The organism is Pontiella agarivorans (assembly GCF_034531395.1).
GTDB classification, from domain to species: Bacteria; Verrucomicrobiota; Kiritimatiellia; order Kiritimatiellales; family Pontiellaceae; genus Pontiella; species Pontiella agarivorans.
This window is the reverse complement of sequence record NZ_JARVCO010000012.1, coordinates 908,804-924,063: the sequence shown is the minus strand read 5'-3', so window position 1 is coordinate 924,063 and position 15,260 is coordinate 908,804. Positions and strand designations below refer to the sequence as shown.

The window sequence follows — 15,260 nt, the reverse complement described above, 5'->3', positions numbered from 1 at the left end:
ACGGGATTTCCCCCTATTCAGATTCCGCCGCTCCGCTTTCTTCCCGCTCCGGCATCACCCGTCGACAGGAAAACGATAAATCGGACAGATCCACGCGCGTGAGCTGAACCAAAACCTCTTCATCCAGCTCCACCTTATCCATACGGCGCAGTTTGGCATCGATCGCCAGTTCGGGAATCAGCACCGTGCCGCGGTCATCCCGCTTATCCACCAGAACGCCGCGATACACCTTTTCCGGCTGCTGCTGCATATGCAGCAGCGTCCAGTGCCGATTGCTCGACCGCTCCGCCCGCGCCGTACTCCCGCCCCCGACATCCGCCTGCGCCGTGCGCGACAGCATATCAGCCTCCGAAATCAACGCTTCGCCGCGCAGCCAGGCGCGCAGTTGCTGATGCACCAGCAGGTCGGAATAGCGGCGCAGCGGGCTGGTGACGCGCGTATACGTTTCAATCCCCAGTCCCGCATGCAGTCCCGGCTCCAGCGACAGCGACGACCGCTTGAACTTTTTCCGATACGCAAACTTTTCCGCCATTGTCTCCGGCGTCGACGGCTCATCCGGCGGCGGCTGCGATGCAAAAGGCGCCGGAATCTCATGCTCCATCAAAAACAGCGCAATGGCTTCACCCGCCATCAGCATGGCGTCGGTAACCAGATCCCGGCTTTTCAGGCGCGGCAGATCTTTCACGCTCACCGAATAATCAGCAGCTTCTCTCCGTTCCAGCGCATGCTCCCCCATCAGATTATACAACCCGCCCTCAACCGAAGCCGACAGCTTCACCTCCGGCAGATCAATCACCGTTGCACCATGGGCAACACGACGCGCCCGGTATTTTTCTGTAAACTTCAACAGATCCGCGAACGGCGCCTCCTCCATGCGTGCATCCACCTCGGCATAACTCAGACGCTCCACCGCCACCCAGCTCGGCACCATTTTTTCGCACCGCGGTGTGCCCGCGTCATCACACGTAATTTTAAACGACAGTGCCGGCGATTTTTCCGCCAGCCCCAGCCCAAGAATTTCCGTCACCCCTTCCGGCAGCATATGAATCACCGTTTCCGGCAGATAAAGATTTGCGCCGCGCGCCCGCGCTTCGACATCAAGTTCAGATTCCGGAGCAATCAGCGCCGCCGCATCGGCCACGTGCACCCAGATCGCATCGCCGTCCAGACTGATCGCATCATCCGGATCGCTGCAGTTGTCATCATCAATGGCATAACTCGCCAGCGCCGTCAGATCCTCGCGCTCCTCATCCGGAAGCGTCGGAATGGCCAGCCCGGGCTCCGCTAACGCGCACCCTTCGCGCGCCGGATAGGGATTGACCGTTTCATTCCAGATCTTCAGCTGCAAAAGCAGCCGGTGCGCTTTTTCCGGCCGAACCTCAATGCCCAGCTCCTTCAGCGTCCGGTTCGTCACAGCCCGCCCATACGCCAGCCGCTCCACCTCGCTCAGATGCTCAAAATCCTCCGGCTCCACAGCCGCGGTCTTCACCCGCTCAAGATAAGCCGTCCAGCGCGCGGCCTCTTCCGCCTTCGCGCGGCGTTTCGCCAACGTCTCAGCCACCTCCGCTTCCGGCTGCGCCGTCACTGACTCCATCGTTCCTGAAAAATAGAGATTTTCCTGCAGAGCCTGCCACGCAAACCAAACCGTCGCCGGCGTCTCCTCACCGTAGATCAATTCCGCCAGCTCCGTCAGCGAAACCGTCTCGCCCTGCAGCAGTTCCCACGCCTCTTCAATATTTCCCGCCGGTTCAGTATCCAGTTCATGAAGCCCCGTGATCGGCCCCTCATGCAGCAGCTCAATATCTTTGGGCCGCACCTTCACCTGCTTACCGCCCGCGCGCTGAATTACAATCTTATCCCCCACCTGCTCCACCAGAGCCGGAGCCTTCTTAAACAGCACTAAATTTTTCGGTTTAAATAAATCCGACATCAAATTTCCTTTTTAGCGGCGTCATACACTTCGCGAACCGCAACCTTGTTTTCTCTGGCCAATCGGCGGCAGTCCTCAATTTCCGGCGAGGCTGTAATCACCTTCCCGCCCCGTTTCCCGATCTTCACCCGCACATCACCGAACGGTGTTTCCAGGGTTTGGAAACTTCGCTCCAGCACCGTCCGTTTCTCCAGTCGCTCACGGATGCCGAACGTGGTTGATTCTGCAAAAATCAGATCCAGCATGCGATCGCGGTCAGCCGGCAAACATAGAACTGTGAGTAAAATTCCGGAGCGTTGTTTTTTCATTTGAACCGGCGCCGTGAACACATCCAATGCACCGGCTTCGAGCAATTGATTGAACAGGCAACCCACCAATTCCGGCGTCGTATCATCCAGATTACACTCCAGCACCAGCACTTCGTCAGCCGTCTGATCCTCGGCTGATTCATAGAGCGTCGCCCTCAATAGGTTCGGCCGACCGTTCAGTTGCCGATGTCCGAAACTGTAGGCCGTTTTAACCGCCCGGCTTCCAATCACTGGAACTTCCGCCGTACGCCAACTGGCCATCAGCGCGGCCCCGGTCGGCGTCACCAGTTCAAACGGCTCATCCACATCCTGTACCGGGAAACCTTCCAGAATCCGGAGCGTCGCCGGGGCCGGATTGGGATACGTTCCATGTGCACATTCAATGGTCCCGTGCCCCTGCGGGAGATTCCGGATGGAAACTTCATCCACGCCCAGCTTTTCAAGGGCCAGACAGCTTCCGACAATATCGACGATCGAATCCATCGCCCCGACTTCATGAAAATGGATCTTTTCAATATCGACGCCGTGAATCGCCGCTTCCGCTTCACCGATTTTCTGAAAAACATCCAAAGCCTGGGATTTTACAGGGTCTGGAAGCGCGCTTGCTTCGATCAGTTTTTTAATCGTGCTCAGGTGGCGCCCGTGATGATGGTCGTGGTCATGCCCGTGGTGGTGATCATGGTCGTGGTCATGATGGTGATGATGGTGCTCGTGCAAAACGACCTCCCCGCGCACCCCGCTCATGCCCTGCTCGACGATTTCATCGACCACAATCTCGAACGGATCCACCTTCAGCGATTTCAGCTCTTCATTCAGCTCGTCCACCGAAACACCCAAACTCACCAGCGCCCCGAGAATCATATCCCCGCTCGCCCCGCCAATACTTTCAAAATGTAAAGTTCTGCTCATAATGCGCGGGAGCATGGCAGGTTTTAGAATCGGAACCAAGCCTCTAGCCGAGATCCCGCCCGCCCCTCTGCAGCCGAGATCCCGCCCGCCCCTCTGCAGCCGAGGTCCCCGACCTCGCCACGCACGCAACACCATTCCACCGAAAGGCCATTCCACCGTCCAGCGGGGTCACGGCCCCCGCCCTACATAAACCTGTAGCCGATGTCCCCGACCTCGCTCGCCACGCAATACCTTTCCACCGAAAGGCGGGGTCACGGCCCCCGCCCTACATACATCGTCGTGATTCAGGGATTTCAAACATAATGTATATGCCCGGAATATTTCCAATCCTTGGAATCTTCAACCAACCCTGCTCTGACGGGGTTTTGCCGGATATAGTCCCATTTTTCGGAATATGATTCATCAGAACGGATCAGATGATCGAAAAATTCCCTTTGCCAAAGCGGTGCCTGAATTCCAATCTTTGAACCAATTGCTTTGGCACTCCATTGTTTCCATGCGCCGATCATTTTAGAAAGCGGGGTTGTACTTCCGACATCCGCACAAAAGAAATGCACATGATCCGGCATGATGACATAAGAACCAATGGGCCACCCGTATAGATCCAATGACTTCGCCCAATGCTCACGAAGGATTTCATGAATCGCAGAATGAGCGAGGAGATTGCGGCGATGATAGGTGCAGGTCGTAATGAAATAGCGGGGATGGCTTTGATAAACGCAACCGAGTCTTTTCAGGTGTCTTCGTTCCGGCATATTTCTCCTCCACCACGGCGGGGTTACAGCCCCGCCCTACACCGATTCAACTTCCGGCGCCCTACACATTCTTCTGTAGCCGAGGTCCCGACCTCCTTAATTGAATCGAACCAACCCGGCTTCGCGCAGGCTGAGAAAATCGGTATTCGAATTTGTGCGGCGATGACCGATGACGATGTGATCCAGCACCTTGATGCCCATCACCTCGCCGGCACCGATCAGCTGCCTGGTGACTTTGATGTCTTCCGCCGAGGGCGTTGGGTCGCCGGACGGATGATTGTGCGCGAGAATCATGGAGGCACAGGACAGTTCAAGGGCTTTTTTAAACAGCTCTCTGGGATGTACCAGACTGCTGGTCAGCGTGCCTTCGCTGATTTTCTGCGGCTCGCCGATCAAACGGTTTTTGGCATCGAGCATCAGCGCCCAGAATACTTCTTTCTGCAGAATGCGCGCGCGTTCCCGCAATACAGCCGCCGCCTGCTCAGGCGTCACCACCATCGGGCTTTCTCCGACGCTCTCTCGCGTCAAACGCTGCGCCAGCTCCATGGCCGCCTTAATCATCTGGGCTTTGACGGGTCCGATGCTGTTGATGGACTGAATTTCTTTCTCCGAAGCTTTGGCCAGTGCCGTAAGCGATCCAAAGGAAGAAAGCAGACGTTGCGACACCTCAACCACATTCATGCCTTTGGTCCCGGTCCGGAGAATCAGAGCCAGCAGCACCGCATCGGAAACATTCTCCGCCCCGACCCGCTCAAATTCCTCGCGCGGGCGGAGCTGTGCCGGCATATCGCAGACCCGCAGCGCGTCGTGTTTTACGGAATAAGAGACCTCTTCATGCATCGGCATTTTCTCCATAGTGCGCCATCGCCTCTTCCACAATTTCACGCCCGATGAGCGCATAGGCGATGACCATTTCGGATTTGACGGCATGCACGACATGGGTCCGGGCGATTTCGAGGAACGAAACAACGCACCCGAACAAATCGGGAGGATCCAGCTGATGATTATCTTTTCGCATTGAGCAAATGTTATTCTAATACAACACCTTTTACCCAACACTTTATTTTACTTATTTTCCCGTACTGCCGAATCCTCCCGATCCGCGGGTGGTTTCGGAAAGCTCGTCCACCATTTCGTAATAGATCGGCGAGCAGTCGCAGGCGACAACCTGGAAGAGGCGCTGCCCCTTTTCGGCCGTGTAGGATTCGTCTTTAATGTTATCGCACATCGCCATCAGCTCCCCGCGGTAGCCGGCATCGATCAGTCCGACGGAATTGGCGAGACGCAACGGGGTCTTGGAGATGCTCGAGCGCGGCATCAGGAAATAGGCGCGGCCGTCTTCCGGCTCGCAGGCAATACCGAGTTTGATCGCTTTGGTTTCGCCCGGCTCAATGGTGATGTCTTCGAGCACATAGAGATCGAGCCCGGCGTCGCCCTCATGAAAATGGCCGTGATCGGAATATACGTCGCGCGCGGCGTCGTTGAGCGGTTTGATTTTAAGATGCATCTTCAATCCTTTTTTGAGTTACAGAATCCGGTTAACTTAAAATATCCCGCACGCTTAATCCACAAAAGAGTTTTAAACTCCCGTTCTTTTTCCTATCTTGTTAACTCTTCGCATCGAGGGGATTGGATTATGGATTGTGTTCAAGGGGAAAATACACCGGCTGCAGAACCGGGGTTGGTATCAATACAGAACGTCACCAAAAAATTCGGCATGAAGGTGGCTCTCGATCAGGTTTCATTTGAAGTTCCTGCAGGTCAGCTATGCGGACTCCTGGGGCCTAACGGCGCGGGAAAAACCACCCTCTTCCGCCTGCTCATGGGCATCCTTAAATCCTCCCGGGGCAAACTGTTTGTGGATGGACGCGATGCCTTCGAAGATCGCGTGGTAGTCAAGACCCTCGTGGGTTTCCTTCCCGATGAACCGGTCTTCTATTCCTATCTTTCCGGCCGGGAAATTCTGGAATTGAGCGCATCCATGCACGGTTTGAATCCAAAGCAGACCATGAAGCGCATGGCGCCGATGATTGATCGGCTCAACCTCAAAGACGATATGCGGAATTTTGCCGAGGATTATTCACGCGGTATGAAGAAGAAGCTCGGACTGCTGCTGGCCCTGCTTCACGAACCCAGGCTCCTGATTCTTGACGAACCGACCAACGGACTCGATGTGGAATCGACCCACCTCTTCTACGAGATGATGAAAGAGGAATCGCAAAAAGGCGTAACGGTCCTCTTTTCCACCCACCTGATGGATCAGGTTTCCAAACTCTGCACACACAGCATTATCATTAATAAGGGTAAGGTGGTTATGCAGGGATCGCTCGATGAACTCCGCGCGGAGTTCGACGATTCATACAGCCTCGAAGAGATCTTTCTGACGCTGACTGCGGAGCCTGCGAATTGATGGATAACCGGGTTTCCATGACCGGGTGGAAGGGCTTTTTCCGAACCCTGAAACTCGTGTTAAAAACTGCTCGCATCCGGGCGGCCGGAAGGAGTCAACGGCAGCAGCAACTGCTTTATCAGCGGACAGGTTCGCACAATGATGCCCTCCGCGTCCTCGGCTTTCTCGCCATGCTGTTTGTCATGGCGCTCGTTCATGGCCTGGCCGGTTTTTCCGTGCACTATTTCGCCTCCGAAGCCTATCGCTATGGACTGGAAAGAGACGGAACCATCATCGTCAGTCCACAATTCTACAAACGGCTGGTCGAATTCAAGGCGGCCGACCCTGAATTGGAACAGAAGGAATTTCTCACCACACGCGACTGGTGGCTGGAACGCGAGGCCGACAGACGGGAAGAACGCTACGGGGGTACGGAAACTGGACATCGGGATATGCTGGTTCAGATGATCCAGCATAGACCCATTGAAGATTTCGGTCATTTGCCCAGGCACTATAGAGCTTTACATTATGCCGACAGACTCGCGCCCTTTCCATTAACTCTTGCTTCTCTGAGTGCACTATGGTGGTTCATCATGCTGATCTGTCAGGGCGAGGGCCTTGAACTGGATATCCAGCGACGGCGTCATCCGATGTGGGAATGGTTTTTCACCCATCCCGTGCATCCCGGCGCGGTTTTCCTGGCCGAAATGCTTTCCCCCCTGGCCGCAAACCCGGCTTTCCTTGCAGCGCCGCTTTTCCCGGGCTTCCTGTTCGGTCTGCAATACGGAGCTCCGGCCGGATTGCTGGCCGCGATCATCACCGGCATCCCGCTCTCGGTCGCATGCGCCTGCCTAGGAAAATCCATTGAAGTGGCCGTCATGCTCCGCAGCCCTGTTCGTAAGCGCGGAGCGGTTATCGGGCTGAAAAGCTGGCTGGGTTATGCCGCCTTCATCTCTTTCCTGCTTGGCACCTTTGCCGCCCCGCGCATTGTGAATGCATTCGGCTTCCTTTTTTACAACCTCACCGAAACCATACCATTCAAGTTCATCCTTCCAATCATTGGAAGCTGGGGCAGCAGCTCCTCTTTCTGGCTCGGGATCCTTTTCTGCCTTCTTCTCTCCCTCCTGATGATCGCTTCAGCGGTCGGCATCAGCGTTTGGGGAACACGGAACGGGCTGGCCGGCAATAGCGATCCCGGCGAAGCCATAACGAATAAAAAGAGCGAAGAAATCATCGTAAAGCTGGGCCGCGATCCGCTCTATCGTAAAGAGCTTCTGTGGTTCATACGCGACCGGAGTGCGTTCATCCAGGTCTTCCTCATCCCCATCACCATCGCTGCAACGCAGATGTTCAACATGCGTTCATTGCTGGAACACGCCGACAATACATGGAATACGCTTTCCGGAGCAGCCGTCATTTTCGGCACCTATTTCCTTTGGATTCTGGGCCCGAAGTCCCTGACCTCGGAAGGGGCCGCCCTCTGGATTGCCCAAACCTGGCCGTGCGGCATGGAGGATCTGCTGAAGGCCAAGGCCCGGCTCTGGTTTATGATCTCAAGTATCGTGGTCGGCCTTATTCTTCTGATTACCGCCCTGCGATTTTCTTCCGATCTCTGGAAAATCGGATTGATCGGCCTGGGTTGGATCGCCTTCGGGCGGAGTATGGCCGAAAAGTGTGTCACGCTGGTGAGCGTTACCAAAGAGTCCGGCGAAACCGAAAAAGTTCCCGCCGGCCGGCAGATGGCCGCGGCGCTTGGCATGCTCAGCTTCGGTATCGGCATATTCACCCGACAATGGCACCTTGCCTGTATCGGCATCATCTACTCCTGGATCACCGCTGCCGCCATGTGGCAGAACTTTCGCGCGCACCTGCCCTATCTTTATGATCCGTGGGCGGAAAAAATGCCCCCCGCCCCTACAGTGATGCATGCCATGATTGCCATCAGCGTGCTGATCGAGGTCGGCGCTGTTTTCACCGGTATCTTCGTGGCCGCTTCCGGGGATGGAAACCTGACCGTTGCCGGAGGAATCGCCTACGCCATTATTTCTTTCATCATGATGTTCATTACCATGGCCAAAATGGGTGACTACTACCTCACACCCGCTGAAACCTGGTCGTGGAACGAAAGTATCGATTCCGAACATCGGAAAAAATGGTTCTGGTGCGGGGATAAATCCCGCCGCCTCGCCTTTTTCAACGCCTGTTTCACCGGCATCGGAATCGGCCTGATCTGGGCGGTATTTGCCCACGGATATATCGAAGTACTTAAGTATTTTGAACTACTCAGGGAACTAATTTCGACATCGGAAAATTACTTGCAGGCTCACAAAGACACACGGACCGCCCTTATTCTGGTGGCGGTCTTCTGTACGCCCTTTGCCGAGGAATATCTTTTCCGCGGGCTGCTTTTCCGGGCATTAGATAGAGAATGGGGCGGTTGGAAGGCGCTGCTCGGAAGTGCAGCATTCTTTGCCATTTATCATCCGCCAATAGCCTGGCTCCCCGTCGGTCTCATGGGCCTCATAAATTCCTGGCTGTTCAAGCACACCGGCCGCCTTGCCCCGTGTGTGCTTCTGCATATGGTCTACAACGCCGTCGTTTTGGCCTGGTGATACAAACCGCGAATACACGAAACACACAAAAACCTTCCTTTCCTTCCTTTCGCGTATTTGGTGTATTTCGTGGTCACTTGCAATTGAAGGGAAACAGACATGTTGAAATTAGCTATTTTCGGATCGGGGTCGGGTACCAACTGCCAGGCCATTATTGACGCGGTTGAAGCGGGGACGCTGGATGCGGAAATCAAGTGCGTTCTGGCCGACAATAAGGACGCCTACATTCTGGAACGCGCCCGCAAACATAATATTCCCGCCATCTATTTTGACTGCGCCCCTTTTAAAACCAAGCTCGACGGCGAGGCCGAACAGCAGGTGCTCCGAACACTGGAAGAACACGACGTCAATTTTATTGCCCTCGCCGGATTCATGCGGATTGTGAAAGACGGGCTGCTCAACGCCTACGAAGGCCGCATGATCAATATCCACCCCTCCCTGCTGCCCAGCTTTCCGGGCCTGGACGGCGGAAAACAGGCCTTTGACTACGGCGTAAAATTTACCGGATGCACGGTTCACTTTGTCGACTCAGGCGTCGATACCGGAGCTATCATCAACCAGCGGATCATCTCGATCGATGATGACGACACGCTGGACACCGTGATGAGCAAGCTGCATGCACAGGAACACATCGCTTATACGGAAGCTTTGCAATGGATTGCAGAAGGCAGAATCAAGCGCGACGGCCGGCGGCTCTCGCTGAAGTAGAGCACGCGTCTCACTTGCCGGAACGAGCAGCATGCCCGTTCTAAACGAGCAGGTCGTCGTCTTCCGGCTTGTGATGGATTTCATCGAGCCGGACCGGGTCCCAGGGAAAATGACTGAGAATAAATGAAACCAAACGGGTGATAAACAGAATGCCGCCCCCGAAAAACAGCAGAGCAATCACCGGATAGTTTTCGTAAGCAGCCATGAATTCATTTCGCAATGCGCCGGCCACAATAATCAGCAACATTCCCGGTGTAATAAAACGAATGGCAACATCCCATAACACCGGCAGCTTTACCGCACTCACCGAATTTACGTGATTGCGCATGACCCCCGACTTCAAGATCCACCCCACGAGAATACATTCAAGAACTCCGCCGATAATCAGGGCATAGTTGTTAATAAAGTGATCGATGATATCAAGAATGAACAGACCGGCCTGTGTCGTAAACACAATACTGCCCGCCAGCCCCAGACCACAGATGATTGAAGTCGATTTTTTCCGGCTGATTTTAAACTTATCACAAATGGAACAACTGAAAGCTTCGGTGAGCGAAATGGCCGAAGAAAGACCCGCCACAATCAGCACGAGAAAAAAGAGTGCCCCGAAAATACGGTTTCCGGCCGGCAGCTGATTGATCGCTTCCGGATAGACGACAAAAGCCAGACCAGGCCCTGCCTTGATGGCCTCCCCGAAGGCAATACCCTGAGCCTGAGCCATGTAGCCGATGGTGCCGAAAACCGCAAAACCGGTAATGAACGAATAGAGGCAGTTGAGCACACAGGTGGTCAGCGCATTACCGACAATATCGGTTTTTTTCGGCAGGTAGCTCGCATAGGTGATCATAATACCGAAGCCGAGCGAAAGCGTGAAAAAGATCTGCCCGAATGCCGCCACCCAGACCTTCCGACCGACATCGGTGAACAGACTTATTTTAGAAAAATCGCAGGAAAGGTAGTTTTCCTTAATGGCGGTCCAGGCCCCCGGAAGCTGCACCGACCAGCCCACAAGCACGAGGGTTAAAACAAAAAGAAGCGGCATAAAAATCATGCTCGCTTTCTCAATACCGTGACTGACCTCGCGGTAACAGATCCCCCAGACAATCGCCCACGTCAGAACCGTCCCGCCTAAAATCGGCCAGCGGATGGAGCCGAGATCGAAAGGTCCATCGCTGATCTGCAGAAATTCGCCGAAGAAAAAAGCTCCGGTATCAGCGCCCCACGAGAGGTTGAACGAGAGTAGAAAATAGTTCATACACCAGCCGATGACGGCGGCATAGAACAAATTGATCCCGAAAAAAGCCACCGTCGGCATCCACCAGCCTAACGGCTCCCACAGCCGGTTCACCCGGGCGAAGGCCAGCGGAGGAGAGGCTTTTTCCCGATGCCCGAGGGCATATTCGAGAATCATCAGCGGAATCCCGGCCATCAATAGCGCCACAGCATAGGGAATCAGAAAGGCCCCGCCGCCGTTTTCATAGGCCATATAGCCGAAGCGCCAGATATTTCCAAGCCCTACCGCCGAGCCGATTGCCGCCAGCAGAAAGCCGACTTTACTGCCCCACAGGCTTCTTTTTTCAGCCATCGCGTCGCTCCGTCTGAATCTGGATTATTGAAGTTCCGGGGTGTTGAAAAATGGAATGCATGCCGCGTCCTTCATTCAACACGCCGACCCTCCACCATTCCATTTAATTTCTATGACGGAATGTGATACGCCCTTTTTCCAGATCGTACGGAGAAATTTCGATGGTTACCCGGTCGCCTACAGCAATACGGATAAAATGCTTACGCATCTTTCCGGAAATGTGCGCGAGAATCTCATGTCCATTTTCCAGTTCAACACGATACATCGTTGCCGGAAGTACCTTTTTAACAACACCTTCTGCTTCGATTACGTCTTCTTTAGCCATTTAAGCCCCTTTCAAAAATTACAAAAGGAGCATGCTACACGCAAAAACAACGTTTGCAACCCTAACAGTTAGCGCTTTTCCAATTTACAGCTCAGCCCGCCGCTCAATCAGCACTTCCACCACCGAAGGATCCGCCAATGTGGAGATATCCCCGAGGTTTCCGGTTTCCTGGCTGGCAATTTTGCGCAGAATCCGCCGCATAATTTTTCCGGAACGGGTCTTCGGCAGACCGGTTGTGATCAGAATATGGTCCGGTGCCGCAATGGGACCGATGTGCGTGCGGACTTCATTTCGCAGCTCCCCTACCAACTCGGCGTCGGGATCGAAACCTTCCTTTAGAATAACATAAGCGAAAATACCCTGCCCTTTGATCTCGTGCGGAAAACCGACCACCGCCGCCTCGGCGCAGCCCGGATGGCTGACCAGCGCGCTTTCCACTTCGGCCGTACCCATACGATGGCCCGAAACATTGATCACATCGTCCACGCGTCCGGTGATCCAGTAATAGCCGTCCTCATCCCTGCGGCAGCCGTCTCCGGTCAGGTAATAGCCGGGAAACGGATCGAGATAGGTCTGCGCAAACCGAACATGATCGCCCTGAATCGTCCGCGCCATTGCCGGCCACGGACGCTTAATGGCCAGCAGACCCGATACGTCGTTGCCATAAATTTCACAGCCCTGATCATCCAGCAGCACCGGTTCGATACCAAAAAACGGGAACGTGGCCGAACCCGGCTTGGTCGGCGTGGCTCCCGGTAACGGGGTGATCATAATGCCGCCGGTTTCGGTCTGCCACCAGGTATCGACAATATTGCAACGCCCCTCACCGACCACATCGTAGTACCACTGCCAGCTTTCAGGATTGATCGGCTCTCCCACGGAACCGAGCACGCGCAGACTGGAGCGATCGTACATTTTCACAAATGCATCACCGTTACGCGCAATGGCGCGAATAGCGGTCGGTGCCGTATAAAACTGTGTAATCTGCAGACGGTCCACCATATCCCAGTAACGACCGGAATCCGGATAGGTCGGAACCGATTCAAACATCACTGTCGTTGCTCCGTTCGCCAAAGGCCCGTACACCACATAGCTGTGGCCCGTAATCCAGCCGATGTCGGCAACGCAGGCAAAAATATCGTCTTCACGATAATCAAAAACATAACGATGGGTCAGCATCGTATAGAGCAGATAACCCGCACTGGTATGAGAAATCCCTTTGGGTTTCCCCGTCGAGCCCGATGTATAAAGCAGAAAAAGGGTGTCTTCGGAATCCATATGCTCGACCGGACAATACGGTCGCTCATTTTTCATGGCTTCATTCAAATCGATATCGCGCGGCTCATAAAACGGAACCTTGGCATCGGTATGGCGCACCATGAAAACATGCTCCACCGTCGGGCAGGCCATCACAGCCTCATCAACCGGTCGTTTCAACGGAATGGATTTCTTTCCGCGACGGCCTTCATCGGCCGTAATCACCGCCTTGCATTTGGCATCAATAATCCGGTCCCGAAGCGCTTCAGCACTGAACCCCGCAAACACCACGCTGTGCACCGCCCCGATGCGCGCACAGGCCAGCATGGCAAATGCAGCTTCAGGAATCATCGGCATATAAATCGCCACCCGATCGCCCTTACGAATCCCGTTATGCCGCAACACATTGGCAAGTCGGCAGACCTGACGATGCAGCTCGCGATAGGTGATTTCACGAACATCCCCCGGCTCATCACCCTCCCAGAGAATCGCCACTTTGTCCCCGCGGGTTTCCAGATGACGGTCGACACAGTTATGACAGACATTCAGTTTTCCGCCCAGAAACCACGCCACCATGCCGTTCGAAAAATCGCAGTCCGAAACCTGGTTAAAACCGTGAAACCAGTCAATATGCTCCCTCGCCTGTTCACCCCAGAAGGCGTCCGGATCTTCCAGCGACCGGTCATACAGTTCCTGATATTCCTCCAAAGTCTGGAAATGAGCCCCCTCGCTCACCCGGGCCGGCGGTGCATACAATGAATTACCCTCTTTCTGACCACTCATATAACTTCTCCGATGTTAAAACAAATATACATTATAAACATGATCACATTTTGAGCAAAACTTTTTCCCGGCCATTAAAAAAGGCGGCTTCCAATCATTGGAAAACCGCCTTTTCAAGGGTTTGATGAGTGTGAGGGCCTACAGAGATTCGCCGCGTAGCGGGATGCCGCGTTTAAATAAGTTGCTCTGCCTCGTGATCCCTGCAAGCAGATCTTTCTGCTTATTGGCCTTGGCGACCTTCGCGGCCCGCTTAGACCATTCAACCGCTTCACCGAAGTGCGACAGTTCCGCATAGGCCGCACTGATCAACACCAATGTCGTGACCTCATTTTGTCCGGTGAGGTCGAGCAGCTTCTGCGCATATTCCAAAGCCTCTACCCCGTTGCGTTCGTCAGGATTTTCATCTGTCGCCAAAATGGTGATCAATTCGCGCAAAGCATCGGTATCGTGCGGGTTGACATGCAGTTTTTTGAGCGCCTTTTCACTCTTCGATGCGTTTTCAGTTTCATCCGCATGCATTTCCAGATCATCGAGCGAGGATACAGACAGATCGAGCCGAATATTCTCCTCTTCAAATTTTTTCTGCAGGAATGCCTTATCAATCGCGTTGCTATACGCTTCTTCCGGGGTAATGATTCCGCGTTTGACCAGACTCAGCAAATCATCGGCAAATGTACACATTCCAACATTTTTTCCCGTCTGCATCAGCGAAGGAATCTGATGGGTCTTACCCTCGCGGATGTTGGCCGCAACCGCCGGAGTTGCCACCAGAATTTCACATGAAGCAATCCGGCCGCCGCCAATTCGCTTGCAAAGGGTCTGCGCAATCACACCTTTGAGCGAGTCAGCCAGCATGGTCCGGATCTGATTCTGCCGGTCGGCCGGAAATTTATCAATGATCCGGTCTACGGTGGTAGCCGCTGTATTGGTATGCAATGTGCCGAAAACCAGATGCCCCGTCTCGGCGGTCTCAATGGCAATCTCCATAGTCTCAAGATCGCGCAACTCTCCCACCAGCACAATATCGGGATCTTCACGCAGGGCAGCCCGCAGCGCACTGGAAAAATTTTTGGTATGAACATGTACTTCACGCTGATTAACCAGACAGCCCAACGAACGATGCTTGAATTCCACCGGATCTTCTACGGTGATCAGATGTTGACGCCGTGTACGGTTGATCAAATCGACCATAGCCGCCAGCGTTGTCGATTTTCCCGAACCGGTAGGCCCCGTAACAATCACCAGCCCTTTATTCAGAAAACAGAAGGATCGCACCCCTTCGGGAATATTCAGCTCCTCGAAAGTGGGAACCCGGGAGGGAATCTGACGCATTACACATCCAATACCCTCATGATCTATAAACACATTCACACGGAAGCGGGCTGCACCGGGAAGCTCATACGCAAAGTCCGTATCCCAATCTTCCTCAAGTTCAGCAATGTTCCGCTGCGGTGCAAATTCATAGATAAGCTCTCTCAGTTCCTCGTCCGTAAATTTTTCAGTGCCCCGCTGAAACTGCATTTCACCGTCAACCCGGTAGCAGGGCTGATGATTGGAGGAAAGGTGGATGTCACTGGCCCCCTTTTCGAGCATTTCTTCAAGATATCGGTCTATACGTCTCATAGTTTTCCCTTAACAAAAACACACAATATCTTTAGCAACATCAGTGCCATACCGACCGGCAATTTAAAATCACATA

13 protein-coding genes are annotated in these 15,260 nt (G+C 54.0%); 3 read left to right on the top strand and 10 right to left on the bottom strand.

The window, feature by feature from the left end:
* Positions 1-13: 13 nt before the first annotated feature.
* From P9H32_RS16740 to dut, 6 genes are all read right to left on the bottom strand, one after another.
* Complete coding sequence (locus P9H32_RS16740; RefSeq protein WP_322610068.1) at positions 14-1,930, bottom strand: RNB domain-containing ribonuclease; 1,917 nt, start codon at positions 1,928-1,930, stop codon at positions 14-16.
* Complete coding sequence (gene larC / locus P9H32_RS16735) at positions 1,930-3,147, bottom strand: nickel pincer cofactor biosynthesis protein LarC (RefSeq protein WP_322610067.1); 1,218 nt, start codon at positions 3,145-3,147, stop codon at positions 1,930-1,932. Before larC ends, P9H32_RS16740 begins: the two co-directional genes overlap by 1 nt.
* 293 nt (positions 3,148-3,440) lie before the next feature.
* Positions 3,441-3,902 carry an REP-associated tyrosine transposase gene (locus P9H32_RS16730; protein WP_322610066.1) on the bottom strand — a complete coding sequence of 154 codons (462 nt, stop codon included), beginning with the start codon at positions 3,900-3,902 and terminating at the stop codon, positions 3,441-3,443.
* Between the two features lie 96 nt (positions 3,903-3,998).
* Positions 3,999-4,757, bottom strand: a complete 759-nt coding sequence (gene radC / locus P9H32_RS16725; protein ID WP_322610065.1) for a RadC family protein — start codon at positions 4,755-4,757, stop codon at positions 3,999-4,001.
* Positions 4,735-4,920 (bottom strand): DUF1016 N-terminal domain-containing protein, encoded by a 186-nt coding sequence (locus P9H32_RS16720; RefSeq protein ID WP_322610064.1) that lies wholly within the window; start codon positions 4,918-4,920, stop codon positions 4,735-4,737. Before P9H32_RS16720 ends, radC begins: the two co-directional genes overlap by 23 nt.
* Positions 4,921-4,971: 51 nt before the next feature.
* On the bottom strand, positions 4,972-5,409 hold the full coding sequence (dut, locus tag P9H32_RS16715; protein WP_322610063.1) for a dUTP diphosphatase: 438 nt from the start codon (positions 5,407-5,409) through the stop codon (positions 4,972-4,974).
* Between the two features lie 129 nt (positions 5,410-5,538).
* On the opposite strand from dut, the gene P9H32_RS16710 reads away from it, so the two are divergent.
* The 3 genes from P9H32_RS16710 to purN all read left to right on the top strand — a co-directional run bounded on the left by P9H32_RS16710 (position 5,539) and on the right by purN (position 9,611).
* Entirely contained in the window at positions 5,539-6,312 is a 774-nt protein-coding gene (locus P9H32_RS16710) for an ABC transporter ATP-binding protein (protein ID WP_322610062.1), read from the top strand.
* Complete coding sequence (locus tag P9H32_RS16705) at positions 6,312-8,903, top strand: CPBP family intramembrane glutamic endopeptidase (RefSeq protein WP_322610061.1); 2,592 nt, start codon at positions 6,312-6,314, stop codon at positions 8,901-8,903. Before P9H32_RS16710 ends, P9H32_RS16705 begins: the two co-directional genes overlap by 1 nt.
* A 99-nt stretch (positions 8,904-9,002) precedes the next feature.
* Positions 9,003-9,611 carry a phosphoribosylglycinamide formyltransferase gene (gene purN / locus P9H32_RS16700; RefSeq protein ID WP_322610060.1) on the top strand — a complete coding sequence of 203 codons (609 nt, stop codon included), beginning with the start codon at positions 9,003-9,005 and terminating at the stop codon, positions 9,609-9,611.
* A 40-nt stretch (positions 9,612-9,651) separates the two neighbouring features.
* Here purN and P9H32_RS16695 read toward each other — a convergent pair whose 3' ends face one another.
* The 4 genes from P9H32_RS16695 to P9H32_RS16680 all read right to left on the bottom strand — a co-directional run bounded on the left by P9H32_RS16695 (position 9,652) and on the right by P9H32_RS16680 (position 15,184).
* Positions 9,652-11,196, bottom strand: coding sequence for a sodium-dependent transporter (locus P9H32_RS16695; protein WP_322610059.1), 1,545 nt, complete (start codon positions 11,194-11,196; stop codon positions 9,652-9,654).
* A 103-nt stretch (positions 11,197-11,299) separates the two neighbouring features.
* The gene (gene infA, locus P9H32_RS16690; RefSeq protein WP_322610058.1) at positions 11,300-11,521 is read right to left on the bottom strand and encodes a translation initiation factor IF-1; all 222 of its coding nucleotides are present in this window, start codon (positions 11,519-11,521) and stop codon (positions 11,300-11,302) included.
* An 84-nt stretch (positions 11,522-11,605) separates the two neighbouring features.
* The gene (acs, locus tag P9H32_RS16685; RefSeq protein ID WP_322610057.1) at positions 11,606-13,561 is read right to left on the bottom strand and encodes an acetate--CoA ligase; all 1,956 of its coding nucleotides are present in this window, start codon (positions 13,559-13,561) and stop codon (positions 11,606-11,608) included.
* A 138-nt stretch (positions 13,562-13,699) separates the two neighbouring features.
* Positions 13,700-15,184, bottom strand: a complete 1,485-nt coding sequence (locus tag P9H32_RS16680; RefSeq protein ID WP_322610056.1) for a type IV pilus twitching motility protein PilT — start codon at positions 15,182-15,184, stop codon at positions 13,700-13,702.
* Positions 15,185-15,260: the final 76 nt, after the last annotated feature.

Excerpts from the sequence above, each read along its gene's own strand:
- purN (WP_322610060.1), top strand. The coding sequence starts at position 9,003 with ATGTTGAAATTAGCTATTTTCGGATCGGGGTCGGGTACCAACTGCCAG.
- acs (WP_322610057.1), bottom strand. The coding sequence starts at position 13,561 with ATGAGTGGTCAGAAAGAGGGTAATTCATTGTATGCACCGCCGGCCCGG.
- P9H32_RS16705 (WP_322610061.1), top strand. The coding sequence starts at position 6,312 with ATGGATAACCGGGTTTCCATGACCGGGTGGAAGGGCTTTTTCCGAACC.
- P9H32_RS16710 (WP_322610062.1), top strand. The coding sequence starts at position 5,539 with ATGGATTGTGTTCAAGGGGAAAATACACCGGCTGCAGAACCGGGGTTG.
- P9H32_RS16680 (WP_322610056.1), bottom strand. The coding sequence starts at position 15,184 with ATGAGACGTATAGACCGATATCTTGAAGAAATGCTCGAAAAGGGGGCC.
- radC (WP_322610065.1), bottom strand. The coding sequence starts at position 4,757 with ATGGAGAAAATGCCGATGCATGAAGAGGTCTCTTATTCCGTAAAACAC.
- P9H32_RS16730 (WP_322610066.1), bottom strand. The coding sequence starts at position 3,902 with ATGCCGGAACGAAGACACCTGAAAAGACTCGGTTGCGTTTATCAAAGC.
- P9H32_RS16695 (WP_322610059.1), bottom strand. The coding sequence starts at position 11,196 with ATGGCTGAAAAAAGAAGCCTGTGGGGCAGTAAAGTCGGCTTTCTGCTG.
- P9H32_RS16720 (WP_322610064.1), bottom strand. The coding sequence starts at position 4,920 with ATGCGAAAAGATAATCATCAGCTGGATCCTCCCGATTTGTTCGGGTGC.
- P9H32_RS16740 (WP_322610068.1), bottom strand. The coding sequence starts at position 1,930 with ATGTCGGATTTATTTAAACCGAAAAATTTAGTGCTGTTTAAGAAGGCT.
- dut (WP_322610063.1), bottom strand. The coding sequence starts at position 5,409 with ATGCATCTTAAAATCAAACCGCTCAACGACGCCGCGCGCGACGTATAT.
- larC (WP_322610067.1), bottom strand. The coding sequence starts at position 3,147 with ATGAGCAGAACTTTACATTTTGAAAGTATTGGCGGGGCGAGCGGGGAT.
- infA (WP_322610058.1), bottom strand. The coding sequence starts at position 11,521 with ATGGCTAAAGAAGACGTAATCGAAGCAGAAGGTGTTGTTAAAAAGGTA.